The organism is Diaphorobacter sp. J5-51 (assembly GCF_001023515.1).
Classification (GTDB): domain Bacteria; phylum Pseudomonadota; class Gammaproteobacteria; order Burkholderiales; family Burkholderiaceae_C; genus Diaphorobacter; species Diaphorobacter nitroreducens.
Map to the genome: position 1 here is coordinate 1 of NZ_JSYI01000139.1, position 12,186 is coordinate 12,186.

A 12,186-nucleotide genomic window follows, 5' to 3' on the forward strand; every position below is an offset into this window, starting at 1 on the left:
CTACACCGGTTTTTAACCCCAGATCAACTCAAAGCAGAGAATTTTTTAACTCCCCTTCGCTGCTTCCACATCACTTCCCGAAGAACAACTCTGTAGTGCAGCAAGCCTCGCAGTATAGCCTGAAAAACGCCTTCGCAAATTGTTCCGCAGACTATGCCGTAGATAGCGCAGATTCAAGCGCGTCGATGAACAAGGCTGCGACGTCACAGCCCGTCTGATCGAAGATCTCTTGGAAGCACGTGGGACTTGTGACGTTGATTTCTGTGACGCAATCCCCAATGACATCGACTCCAGCGAGCAATAGGCCCCGTTCCCGCAGCACTGAACCCAGTGCAGCGCCGATTTCCTGGTCGCGCGCGGTGAGAGGGCGCGCCACGCCCAGTCCGCCGGCCGCCAGGTTGCCGCGCACTTCAGAGCCCTGCGGGATGCGCGCCAAGCAGTACGGGACCGGGGTACCGCCAATGACGAGGATGCGCTTGTCGCCCTCTGCGATCTCGGGCAGAAACTTCTGCACCATTACGCTCTGGCTGCCCTCGCGGTTGAGGGTCTCGATGATGCTTCCCAAATTCATACCGTCGGGACCGACCCGGAAGATGCCCATGCCGCCCATGCCGTCCAAGGGCTTGAGGATGATGTCGTGATGTTCCTCATGGAACCGGCGGATGTCCTGCGCATCGCGCGTCACCAGCGTGGGGCCGATGAACTGCGGAAACTCCAGAATGGCCAGTTTTTCCGGATGGTCCCGCAAAGCACGCGGCTTGTTGAACACCCGAGCGCCTTCACGCTCGGCCTGCTCCAATAGGTGCGTGGCATAGAAATACTCACTGTCGAACGGAGGATCCTTGCGCATGAGCACGGCGCCGAAGTCCGCCAGTGCCGCCAAGCGGAGTTCGCTCGCAGTAAACCAGTTATCCGAATGGCCCGTAAGAGTGATGTCGCGCACCCGCGCCGTGACCCGGCCACCGCGCAACCAGTGGATGTGCCGGGGCTCGCAGACCGCCAGCCGGTGGCCGCGGCGCTGCGCCTCGCGCATCATCGCGAAGGTCGTGTCCTTGTAGATCTTGAATTGCTCGATGGGGTCGGCGACGATGAGGAGATTCATAGAATGCACAGGCTGTATTGCAGAGGGCTACGCCCCTAGCGCGGCGCCTGGGGCGCGCGCGGGCGTCCATACTGTTGCACAAATAGCGCGATGCTGCCGGCGACCACCCCCCAAAACGCCGATCCGATCCCGGCTATGGTGACACCGCTCAACGTCACCAGAAAAGTGATCAACGCCGCCTCCCGGTGCGCTTCGGCCTGCAGCGCAGACGCCAGCCCTCCTCCGATGGCGCCCAACAGCGCCAGCCCAGCGATGGCCACCACCAGCTCCTGTGGAAACGCCGTCAGCAGCCCCGTGACCACCGCACCAAAGATGCCCACTGCGATGTACAGCAGCCCGCACGAAGCGGCGGCGGTGTACCGCCGCGCGCGGTCGGGGTGCGCCTCGGGCCCCATGCAGATCGCTGCGGTGATGGCGCTGAAGTTGAGGGCGAAGGCGCCGAACGGTGCCAGCACCAGGGTGGCCAGGCCCGTCAGGGTGATCAGCCGCGACACCGGCAGTTGGTATCCGGTGGCCCGCATGACGGCCACACCCGGAAGGTTCTGCGACGCCATGGTCACGATGAACAGCGGCAGCGCCAGGCTCATGAGCGCCTGCAGGCTGAACTGCGGCGTGGTGAAGACTGGCGTGGCCAGCGCCCAGTGCACCGCGGACCAGCGCATCTGGCCATTGCCTGCGGCCCAGGCAACGCCTGCCACCAGCGTGAGCACAACCGCATAGCGGGGCAGCAGCCGCCGTGCAAACAAGTAGGACGCCAGCATGACCAGCACCAGCGGCAGCGCGGTCTGCACGGCTGCGAAGGCCTGCATGCCAAAGCGCGCCAGCACGCCAGCCAGCAGCGCCGACGCCAGTTCCATGGGAATACGGTTCATCACGCGCTCGAACCAACCCGTCACTCCGGCCAGGGTGATGAGCAAGGCGCACACCATGAAGGCGCCGACCGCCTCGCCCATACTGAAGCCCCCGGCCAGGCCGGCGGTGGCGAGCACCGCTGCACCGGGCGTGGACCAGGCCACCATGACCGGCTGGCGCAGGATGAGCGAGGGAATCAGCGAGCACAGTCCCATGCCCAGGCCCAGCGCCCACATCCAGGAGGTGATCTGCTCGGGCGTCGCCCCGAACGCCTGCGCCGCCTGGAACACGATGGCGACCGAACTGGTGAACCCTACCAGCACAGCCACGAAACCGGCGGTGAAGGCGGACAGGCTCAGGTCTTTGAAAAACTGCATGGCGGCGGATTGTGGCATTGCTCTTTGCGCAACCACTGTCCTGCTTCATCAAAATATATAGCTGCTCGCGCTTGCCAGCTAAGCGCCGGAGGCCAAAATCTTACAAACCCGCAGCCCAATCAGATCTCGACCTTGGAGCCCAACTCCACGACGGCGTTGCTGGGCAGGTGCAGGAAAGCCGCCACCCCGCTAGCGTTGTGGTGCATCTGCGCAAACAGCTTTTCGCGCCACGGCGCCATGCCGCTGCCGATGGTAGGCACGACCACGTCGCGCGAGAGGAAATAGCTGGTGCTCATGGTTTCTAGTTCGCAGCCGCGGCCGTGCATCAGGCGCAGCGCGCTGGGCAGGTCCAGTTCATTCTTGAAACCGTAGTTCACGGTGACCTGCCAGCAGTCGCCTCCCAATGGCGCTACCTGCAGGCGCTGGTCCAGGCCGATCCAGGGGGTCTCGTGGTAACGCACCGTGACGAACAGGTTCTGGCGGTGCAGCACCTTGTTGTGCTTGAGGTTGTGCAGCAGTGCATTGGGCACCACGCCCGCCTCGGCGCTCAGGAACACCGCCGTGCCGTCCACGCGCATGGGCGGGTTGGCCTGCACCGAGGCCAGGAAGTCCTGCAGGCCTATGGAGTCCTCGCGCAGCTTGTCGTTGAGCAACTCGCGTCCGCGCTTCCAGGTCATCATGAGCGTGAACACCAGCCCGCCGATCATCAGCGGGAACCAGCCCCCTTGCAGCAGCTTGAGCAGGTTGGAGCTGAAGAATGCCAGGTCCACGACAAAGAAGAAGCCCGTGGTGGCCACGCACAGCGCCAGCGGATAGCCCCAGCCATAGCGGATCACGAAGAAGGTGAGCACCGTGGTGATCAGCATGTCCAGCGTCACCGCAATGCCATAGGCGGCCGCCAGGTTGCTGCTGTTGCGGAACATGACCACCGCCAACACGATGGCGACGAACAGACTCCAGTTCACAAACGGTAGATAGATCTGGCCCGTCTCGCGCACGCTGGTGTGCTGGATGTTCAGCCGCGGCAGGTAGCCCAGCTGGATGACCTGCTTGGTCACGCTGAAGGCGCCAGAGATCAGCGCCTGCGAGGCGATCACGGCCGCCACGGTGGCCAGCCCGACCAGCGGCAGCGTGACCCAGTCTGGCGCCATGTGAAAGAACGGATTGGCCACGGCTGCGGGCTCGCTGAGCAGCAGCGCGCCCTGGCCAAAATAATTGAGCGTCAGCGCAGGCATGACGACAGAGAACCAGGCCAGTCGGATCGGCTGCTTGCCAAAGTGCCCCATGTCGGCGTACAGCGCCTCGCCGCCGGTCACGCACAGCACCACCGCGCCCAGGATGATGAAGGTGGTGCCCGGCTGCTGCACGATGAAGCGCAGGGCATGGTGCGGGCTGAGCGCAAACAGGATCTCCGGGTGGTCCGCAATGTGATAAACGCCGAGCACCGCGATGGCAACAAACCACACCACCATGATCGGCCCGAAAAACCGGCCTATGCCTGCCGTGCCGCGCTTTTGCAGCAAAAACAGCACCAGCAGGATCAGCAGCGTGAGCGGAACCACCGCCCGGCGAAACGCGGGCGAGACAACGTCCAGTCCTTCAACGGCCGACAGCACCGTGATGGCCGGCGTGATGACGCCGTCGCCATAAAAAAGGCAAGTGCCAAAAATGCCGATCGCCAGCATCCACTTGCGCAGTCCGGGCGCCTTGTCCTTCACCGACTGCGAGGCCAGAGCCAGCATGGCCACCAGGCCGCCCTCGCCGTGGTTATCCGCGCGCAGCACCAGCACCACGTACTTCAGCGAAACGATGACGGTGAGCGTCCAGAACACGATGGACAGCACGCCATAGACGTTGTCGTGCGTGAAGGGCACGTGGCCGGAGCCGAACACCTCCTTGAGGGTGTAGAGCACGCTGGTGCCGATGTCGCCATAGACGACGCCGATCGCGCCCAGGGTGAGCGCTGCTAACGACGATTTGGAGGTTTGCACGGTGAACAGGTCCGGGCTGCTGCCTCAGCGGCCACGGGGGATGCCAAAGGAGCGCCATTGTGCGCCGCCCCCGCTTCGGGCACATACGGGGTACCGCCTATGTTGCAATGCAGCAACTGCAGGGCGGCACATCCGGCGCATCAGTCGTACACCTCGGCCTCGGGGTCCGTGGCCTCCAGCTCGTAGCTGGCCGCGAGCATCGCCAAGCGGGCGATGACGCCGTACATGTAAAAGCGGTTGGGGGCACTGGCGCCCGGACGCGCACCGGGCTGCGGCAGATGGGTACTGTGCTCGAACGCCAGCGGCACGAAACTCGCGCCGGGGATGTTCAGGTTCTCGTCCACGCCGCGTTCGGCATGCATGCGGTAGAACCCCCCGACCACGTAGCGGTCCATCATGTAGACCACCGGCTCGGCCACCGCTTCGTGCACGCGCTCCTGGGTGAGCACGCCCTCCTGCACGATCACGTCATGCACGACCTGGCCGTCCTTGATCACGGCCATCTTGTTCTTGGTCTTGCGGTTCAGCCCGTCCAGTTCCTTGGCATCGCGCACCGTCATGATGCCCATGCCGTAGGTGCCGTTGTCGGCCTTCACGACCACGAACGGCTTTTCGTTGATGCCGTATTCCTTGTACTTGCGACGCACCTTGGCCAGCGTGGCGTCCACGGCGCTGCGCAGCTCCTCCATGCCCGTGCCTTCGTTGAAGTCCACGCCCTCGCAGCGGCTGAACAGCGGATTGATGAGCCAGGGATCGATGCCCAGCATCTTGCCAAAGCGCTTGGCCACCTCCTCGTAGCTCTGGAAGTGGCGGCTCTTCCTGCGCACGCTCCAGCCCGCATGCAGCGGCGGCAGCAGGTACTGCTCGTACAGCTCCTCCAGAATGCCCGGCGGGCCGGCCGACAGGTCGTTGTTGAGCAAGATGGTGCAGGGGTCGAAGTTCTTCAGCCCCAGGCGGCGCTTGCTGCGGATCACCGGCTCCAGCGTCACGGTCTCGCCATGGGGCAGCGTGATGGTGGTGGTCTTCTTGATCTCGGGGCTGATGGAGCCCACGCGCACGTTCAACCCGGCCATGTTGAAGATGCGCACCAGCTGCGCCACGTTCGCCAGGTAGAAGGTGTTGCGCGAATGGTTCTCGGGAATGATCAAGAGGTTGCGCGCTTCGGGGCAGATCTTTTCGATGGCCGCCATGGCCGCCTGCACCGCCAGCGGCAGCATTTCATTGGTGAGGTTGTTCCAGCCGCCCGGGAACAGGTTGGTGTCCACCGGCGCCAGCTTGAACCCCGCGTTGCGGATGTCCACCGACGAGTAGAACGGCGGCGTGTGTTCCATCCACTCCAGACGGAACCAGCGCTCGATGGCTGGCATGGAGTCGAGGATGCGCTGCTCCAACTCGTTGATTGGCCCGGTGAGCGCGGTGATGAGGCGGGGAACCATGAAGAGCCCTCAAATGGGAGACGGAAAGAGGTTGGCGACGATTGTAGGGAAGGCCACGTGCGCCCTAGCGCCGCCAGAATGCGGGGGTGAGCAGGGCCATGAAGCTCAGGATCTCCAGGCGTCCCAGCAGCATGGCCAGCGTACAGACCCAGAGCTGGAAGTCGGTGAGCACCGCGAAGTTGGAGGCCGGCCCCAGCATTCCCAGCCCCGGCCCCATGCAGTGCACGCTGGCCAGCACGGCCGAGAAGGCGGTCACCATGTCCAGGTCGGTCAGCAGCAGCACCATGCTCAGCGTGATCACTGTGGCGCCGTAGACCAGCATGAAGGCCAGCACCGAGAAGATCATGCGGTTGTCCACCACGCGGTCGCCCAGGCGCACGGGCTGCACCGCACGCGGGTGCACGATGCGCGTCATCTCGCGGCGCGCCTGCTTCAGCAGGATCAGCATGCGCACCATCTTGATGCCGCCGCCCGTGGACCCGGCGCTGGTGGCCACACCCGACAGCAGCAGCATGAACACGGGCGCGAACACCGGCCAGCCCAGGTAGTCGGTGGTGGCAAAGCCCGTGGTCGTGGCCACCGACACCACGTTGAACATGCCGTGGCGCAGCGCCTGCAGCGGGTCGTACACGCCCTTGACCCACAGCAGCAGCGCCACCAACAGCCCGCCGCCCAGCAGCGCGGTGATCGTGGCGCGCATCTCGGGGTCACGCCAGAAGCCCCGCCAGTTGCCCTTGCGCAGCGCGATGAAGTACAGCGCGAAGTTGCAGCTGGCGCACAGCATGAAAACCAGGGCGATGGTTTCCAGCAGCGGCGACTCGAAGTAGGCAAAGCTCGCATCGTGGGGCGACAACCCGCCCAGGCTGACGGTGGCGAACATGTGCATGATCGCGTCCGGCGGCGTCATGCCGCCCAGCCAGAACGCGAGCGCGCACACCACCGAGAACACCACGTACACGCCCCACAGCCCCTTGGCCGTCTCGGTCATGCGCGGGGTGAGCTTGGTGTCTTTCACCGGGCCGGCAGCCTCGGCCTTGAAGAGCTGGCTGCCGCCCACCCCCAGCAGCGGCAGCACCGCCACCGCAAGAATCAGGATGCCCATGCCGCCGATCCACTGCATGAAGGTGCGCCACATGTTCACCGACAGGGGGAGCCGATCCAGCTCGGCCAGCACCGTGGCGCCGGTGGTGGTGAGGCCCGACACCGATTCGAAGTAGGCATGCGTGAACGACAGCGGCCGGCCGATGGCGTGCATCACCAGCAGCAGCGGCAGCGCCGCGAACAGCGGCAGGATCCCCCACACCACCGACACCAGCATCACGCCGTGGCGCGGCAGCAGCTCGCGCTTGTGCGCGCGCAGGCCGCCCCACAGCAGCGCGCTGGCCATGGATGTGACGGCGATGGCCGTGGCGTAGTGCTGCCACAGGCCCTCCCGCGCCCAGAGCGACGCCGCCAGCGGCACCCCCATGGAAACGGCAAACAGTGCCAGCAGGGCACCGAGTACGCGCATGACGGGCAGGACGTCGGACATCGCGGCTCCTGCCGATCAGAAGAAGGTGGCGCTCACGCGGAACTGCTTTTCCACCTCGCGCACCAGCCGCTTGTGGGGCAGGAAGAACACCACGTGGTCGTTGCTCTCGATCACGGTGTGGCTGCGCGGAATGATGACCTGGGGCGGTGCGTCGGCCGGCGGCTCGCCACCGTCCTCGGGCAGACCGCGCACGATCAGGCCCATGTGCACCTCGGCGGGCAAGTGGATCTCGCTGACCTTGCGGCCCACCACGCGCGAATTCTTGCGGTCGCCGCGGGCCACGATCTCCAGCGCCTCGGCCACGCCGCGGCGCAGGCTGTGCACGGCCTGCACGTCGCCGCGCCGCACATAGGCCAGCAGCTCGCCCAGCATGGCCTGCGCGGGCGACAGCGCAATATCGATCTGCGTGCCATGCATCAGGTCGGCATAGCTGCGGCGGTTGATGAGCGCCAGTACGCGGCTCGCGCCCATGCGCTTGGCCAGCAGGCTGGCCATGATGTTGTCCTCGTCGTCGTCGGTGAGCGCGAGGAAGAGGTCCACCTCCTCGATGCTCTCGTCGCCCAGCAGGTCCTCGTCGGTGGCGTCGCCCTGCAGCACGAGGATGTCGGAGGGCAACTCGGCCGCCAGCGCCACGCAGCGCTCGGCACTTTCCTCCACCACCTTGATGTGAAAGCCCCCCCGCTGGGCCAACTGGCGCGCCAGCCGCAGGCCCACGCGCCCGCCGCCCGCGATCATGATGCGGCGCACGGGCCGCGCCGGGTGCCCATGGTGGCGGTGCAGCGCGGCCAGCACCTGCGGGATCTGCTCGCGCGCGGACAGCACGAACACCTCGTCACCCGGCTCCACGCGCGTGGCGCCGTCGCAGGGCAGGAAGCGGTCGGGCTCGTCGGGAAAGCGCCGGTAGATGGCCACGATGCGCATGGCAACGTCGGGCGCGGTTTCGCGCATGGTGGCGATACGCATGCCCACCATGGGCGCGCCGGGGCGCGCGCGCACCGACACCAGGCAGGCGCGCCCGCCCGCGAATTCGCGCACCTGCAGCGCCTCGGGGTATTCCACCAGCTTGCCGATGTAGCGCGTGAGCGATTCCTCGGGGCAGATGACGCGGTCCACGCCAAAGCCCTCCTTGCCCAGCAGCGCCTGGTTGCGCTCCAGTTCCAGGCCCGACGAGCGCACGCGCGCGATGCGCGTGGGGATGTTGAACATCAGCTGCGCGACCTTGCAGCACACCAGGTTGGTCTCGTCCTGCGCGGCGCAGGCGATCAGCAGGTCGGTGTCGCGCGCGCCGGCCTCGGCCAGCACCTGGGGGTCAATGCCGTTGCCCACCACCCCGCGCAGGTCAAACCGCGCCTCCAGGTCGCGCAGCCGCTCGGCGTCGGTGTCGATGACGGTGATGTCGTTCTCCTCCGACACCAGGCTGTCGGCCACGCTGTAGCCCACGCGCCCCGCTCCCAGGATGATGATCTTCATGCGAAATTGGCCTCAATCCCAATGTTGACGGGCGCTAGCAGCTATCAAATTAGCAGCAACCCCATCAAGTCCGCACCTCTCCCTCACCCAACACCACCCACTTGAGCGACGTCAGGCCCTCGATGCCCACCGGGCCGCGCGCGTGGAACTTGTCGGTGCTGATGCCGATCTCGGCGCCCAGCCCGTACTCGAAGCCGTCGGCAAAGCGCGTGCTGGCATTGACCATCACGCTGGCGGAATCCACGTCGCGCAGGAACTGCTGGGCGTGCATGTGGTCGCGCGTGAGGATCGCGTCCGTGTGGTGGCTGCCGTAGCGGTTGATGTGCGCGATGGCCTCATCCACGCCTGCCACCACCTTCACGCTGATGATGGGGGCCAGGTATTCCTCGCTCCAGTCGGCCTCGGTGGCCTCGGCCAGCTGCACGCCCGGAACGGCGCGCAATATGGCCAGCGCCTCGGGGCAGCCGCGCATCTCCACGCCCTTGGCGGCGTAGACGGCGCCGATCTGCGGCAGGAATTGCGCTGCCACGCCGCGCGCCACCAGCAGGCCCTCGCTGGCGTTGCACGGGCTGTACTTCTGGGTCTTGGCGTTGTCGGCCACCTGCACGGCCATGGCGATGTCGCAGGGGTCGTCCACATAGGTGTGGCAGTTGCCGTCCAGGTGCTTGATCACGGGCACCTTGGCCTCGGCGCTGATGCGCTCGATCAGCCCCTTGCCGCCGCGCGGGATGATCACGTCCACGTATTGCGGCATGGCGATGAGCTGGCCCACGGCGGCGCGGTCGGTGGTCTGCACCAGTTGCACGCCGTGCTCGGGCAGGCCGGCCTCGGCCAGCGCCTGGGCCACGAGGCGCGCCAGCGCCTTGTTGGAGTCGATGGCCTCGGAGCCGCCGCGCAGGATGCAGGCGTTGCCGCTCTTGATGGACAGGCTCGCGGCCTCGATGGTCACGTTGGGCCGGCTCTCGTAGATCATGCCGAACACGCCGATCGGCACCCGCATCTGTCCCACGCGGATGCCGCTGGGCTGCTGCTTCATGCCCTGGATCTCGCCGATGATGTCCGGCATGGCCGCCAGCTGCTCGCAGCCCTGGGCGCAGGTCTCCAGCACCTTGGGAGTCAGCTTGAGGCGGTCCACCATGGGCTCAGCCAGGCCGGCGGCGCGCGCGCGCTCCAGGTCGCGGGCATTGTCCCCCTGCAGGGCGTCCACGTTCTGGCGCAGCAGCCGCGCCAGGGCCAGCAATGCCTTGTTTTTGATAGCTGCCGGCGCGCGCGCCATTTGGGCGGAGGCCGTTTTTGCCTGCAAACCAAGCGTGTGCGTGTATTCAGCGATGTTCAGCGCGTTCATGGGCGTGATTCTGACGCAGTTCACCGCCGCCACGCTGGCCGGGGGACTCCGGCTACGCTTGAGGCCTTTGCCACCCTCCGTGCCCTCGCCATGACCGCCGAACTCGCCACCCACCAGCTCGACAACCTGCAGGCCGACCTGCACGCCCTGCGCGAGCAGCGCATCAGCAACCACGCCTTCAGCGCCGCCGCGCGCGGCCACGCCGTGCTGCTGGCCGCCCTGCCCCCGCGCTATGGCGAGGTGCTGTTGGGGCTGTTGGACCGGCTGGAGGCCGGCGCGCTGTTCACCGAGGAGAGCTGCTCCTTCAGCCACCAGGCGCTGGTGGACCAGCTGCAGCAGTGGGCGGACAAGGCGCGTGCGGCGTTGGTCGCCCAACACTCCTGAATCAATAGCTACTAGCGCTTATCCCATAAGCGCTAGATTCACATTTCATTGCGATCTCAGCGCGCCAGCTTGCACATCTGCAGCGCCAGCCGCGAGAGGGCCTGCCAGCCGTCCTGTGGCCAGTCGGGCGCCTTCAGGCCCTTGACGATGCCGTCCACCGTGTGGGCGGACTGCAGCAGCCGCGCCAGGGCGGCGTCGCTGGCCTGGGGCAGCAGGCGCTCGAACAACCGCTCCTTCGCGCCCCAGACGCGGTTCTCGCGCAGGGCCATGGGCAGGGGCTTGCCGGCGTTCATGGCGTCTTTCACGCGCTTGAGGGCGCGGATGTCCTCGGCCAGCGCCCAGTGCACCAGCACCTCGGCCTCGCCCTCGGCCTGCAGGCCGTCCAGCATGCGCTGCACGCGCGCCACCTGGCCGGAGAGCACCGCCTCGGACAGCTTGAACACGTCGTAGCGCGCCACGTTGAGCACGGCCGCTTCGACCTGCGCCCAGGTGAGTTCACCCTCGGGGTGCAGCAGCGCGAGCTTCTGGATCTCCTGGTGCGCGGCCAGCAGGTTGCCCTCCACCCGGTCGGCGAAGAACTGCAGCGTGCGCTGCCCCTCTTCGCCCGCGACCACGCGCTGGCCTTGCGCGGCCAGGCGCTGGGCGATCCAGCCGGGCAGCTGGGCGCGCTCCACGGGGTCGATCTGCACCGTGGCGCCGTGCGCTTCGAGCGCCGCGAACCACGCGCCCGTGCGCGTGGCCTTGTCCAGGCGCGGCAGCACCACCACGGTGAGCGTGCTGTCGTTGCCCGGCGCGGCGGCAGCCATCTGCTGCAGCGCGGCGGCGCCGTCCTTGCCGGGCTTGCCCGAGGGGATGCGGATCTCCACGATCTGCTTGTCGGCGAACAGGCTCAACGACCCGCCCGCGGCCAGCACGCCGCTCCAGTCGAAATGCGCGCCGGCCACGGTGAAGCTGCTGCGCTCGGTATAGCCCTGCGCACGTGCCGCGGCGCGGATGGCGTCCAGCGCCTCCTGCTGCAACAGCGCCTCGTCGCCGTGCAGCGTGTAGAGCGGGCGCAGGCCTTTGTGCAACTGCGCACCAAGCTGGTTCAAAGCGATTTGCATGCGGCCTGTTCTAGTAACAAATATGCCGCTAGCGCCCGTGCAGCAAGCGCAAACAGCTATCAAATAAGGGGCGTTACAGCGATTTCACTGCCGCCAGGCGGCGCATCAGCTGCTGCACGAGGTCGGTGCGCATGTTGCGAAACAGCATGGCCTCCTCGCCTTCCTTGGAAAGGGCGACGGTTTCGTTGTAGCTGATGTCGCGCTGTTGCAGCAGCTCGGTGTCGGCGATCCATTCCTGGCCTTGCTGGCCGCGCAGGCGGATGCGCACGCGCTGGCGCAGCTGCAGCTCGCGCACCTGGCCCGAGGCGTTCAGGCCCACCACCACGCGCTCCTGCTGCTCGGACAGCACGTCCAGGATCGCCTCGGCCTGGGGCAGCTGCGCGGGCGCCGTCAGCACCACGAGGTCCCCGCCCGCCCCCTGCAGCGTGCGGATCAGCTCGCGTGCCAGCGGCGAGCCGGGCTGCGCCTGCACGTACAGGGACCGGAAGGCGAACTGCGGCGCGCCGCGCAGGCGAAAGCCGCAGGCGGTGAGGGCGGCCAGCGGCGACAGGGCCAGGGCGGTGAGCAGGGTGCGCTTGTGCATGGCGGGAGGGCT

The 12,186-nt window shown here is 66.7% G+C and carries 10 protein-coding genes; 1 reads left to right on the forward strand and 9 read right to left on the reverse strand.

Translation table 11 applies throughout. The annotated features are described in order from the left end of the window. Positions 1-151: 151 nt before the first annotated feature. The 7 genes from gshB to OX89_RS17125 form a co-directional block, all read right to left on the reverse strand. Positions 152-1,102, reverse strand: coding sequence for a glutathione synthase (gene gshB / locus OX89_RS17095; protein WP_047351522.1), 951 nt, complete (start codon positions 1,100-1,102; stop codon positions 152-154). Positions 1,103-1,137: 35 nt separating this feature from the next. Next, a complete protein-coding gene (locus tag OX89_RS17100; protein ID WP_047351551.1) occupies positions 1,138-2,331 on the reverse strand; it encodes a benzoate/H(+) symporter BenE family transporter in 1,194 nt (397 codons plus the stop codon). A 119-nt stretch (positions 2,332-2,450) separates the two neighbouring features. After that, positions 2,451-4,322, reverse strand: a complete 1,872-nt coding sequence (locus OX89_RS17105; protein WP_047351523.1) for a potassium transporter Kup — start codon at positions 4,320-4,322, stop codon at positions 2,451-2,453. A gap of 140 nt (positions 4,323-4,462) precedes the next feature. Further along, positions 4,463-5,758 carry a glutamate--cysteine ligase gene (gshA, locus tag OX89_RS17110; protein ID WP_047351524.1) on the reverse strand — a complete coding sequence of 432 codons (1,296 nt, stop codon included), beginning with the start codon at positions 5,756-5,758 and terminating at the stop codon, positions 4,463-4,465. A 64-nt stretch (positions 5,759-5,822) separates the two neighbouring features. Continuing rightward, positions 5,823-7,289 (reverse strand): TrkH family potassium uptake protein, encoded by a 1,467-nt coding sequence (locus OX89_RS17115; protein WP_047351525.1) that lies wholly within the window; start codon positions 7,287-7,289, stop codon positions 5,823-5,825. A gap of 15 nt (positions 7,290-7,304) precedes the next feature. Beyond that, on the reverse strand, positions 7,305-8,759 hold the full coding sequence (trkA, locus tag OX89_RS17120) for a Trk system potassium transporter TrkA (RefSeq protein WP_047351526.1): 1,455 nt from the start codon (positions 8,757-8,759) through the stop codon (positions 7,305-7,307). Positions 8,760-8,823: 64 nt separating this feature from the next. After that, positions 8,824-10,104 (reverse strand): glutamate-5-semialdehyde dehydrogenase, encoded by a 1,281-nt coding sequence (locus OX89_RS17125; protein WP_011806999.1) that lies wholly within the window; start codon positions 10,102-10,104, stop codon positions 8,824-8,826. A 90-nt stretch (positions 10,105-10,194) separates the two neighbouring features. On the opposite strand from OX89_RS17125, the gene OX89_RS17130 reads away from it, so the two are divergent. After that, entirely contained in the window at positions 10,195-10,488 is a 294-nt protein-coding gene (locus OX89_RS17130; protein ID WP_011807000.1) for a hypothetical protein, read from the forward strand. 56 nt (positions 10,489-10,544) lie between these two features. Here OX89_RS17130 and holA read toward each other — a convergent pair whose 3' ends face one another. Both holA and lptE read right to left on the reverse strand, forming a co-directional pair. Beyond that, a complete protein-coding gene (gene holA / locus OX89_RS17135) occupies positions 10,545-11,591 on the reverse strand; it encodes a DNA polymerase III subunit delta (protein WP_011807001.1) in 1,047 nt (348 codons plus the stop codon). Positions 11,592-11,664: 73 nt separating this feature from the next. Next, positions 11,665-12,174, reverse strand: coding sequence for an LPS assembly lipoprotein LptE (gene lptE / locus OX89_RS17140; RefSeq protein ID WP_047351527.1), 510 nt, complete (start codon positions 12,172-12,174; stop codon positions 11,665-11,667). Between the last annotated feature and the right edge of the window lie 12 nt (positions 12,175-12,186).

Coding starts and splice junctions, on each gene's coding strand:
- gshB (WP_047351522.1), bottom strand. CDS start 1,102: ATGAATCTCCTCATCGTCGCCGACCCCATCGAGCAATTCAAGATCTAC.
- OX89_RS17100 (WP_047351551.1), bottom strand. CDS start 2,331: ATGCAGTTTTTCAAAGACCTGAGCCTGTCCGCCTTCACCGCCGGTTTC.
- gshA (WP_047351524.1), bottom strand. CDS start 5,758: ATGGTTCCCCGCCTCATCACCGCGCTCACCGGGCCAATCAACGAGTTG.
- OX89_RS17115 (WP_047351525.1), bottom strand. CDS start 7,289: ATGTCCGACGTCCTGCCCGTCATGCGCGTACTCGGTGCCCTGCTGGCA.
- trkA (WP_047351526.1), bottom strand. CDS start 8,759: ATGAAGATCATCATCCTGGGAGCGGGGCGCGTGGGCTACAGCGTGGCC.
- OX89_RS17125 (WP_011806999.1), bottom strand. CDS start 10,104: ATGAACGCGCTGAACATCGCTGAATACACGCACACGCTTGGTTTGCAG.
- OX89_RS17130 (WP_011807000.1), top strand. CDS start 10,195: ATGACCGCCGAACTCGCCACCCACCAGCTCGACAACCTGCAGGCCGAC.
- holA (WP_011807001.1), bottom strand. CDS start 11,591: ATGCAAATCGCTTTGAACCAGCTTGGTGCGCAGTTGCACAAAGGCCTG.
- lptE (WP_047351527.1), bottom strand. CDS start 12,174: ATGCACAAGCGCACCCTGCTCACCGCCCTGGCCCTGTCGCCGCTGGCC.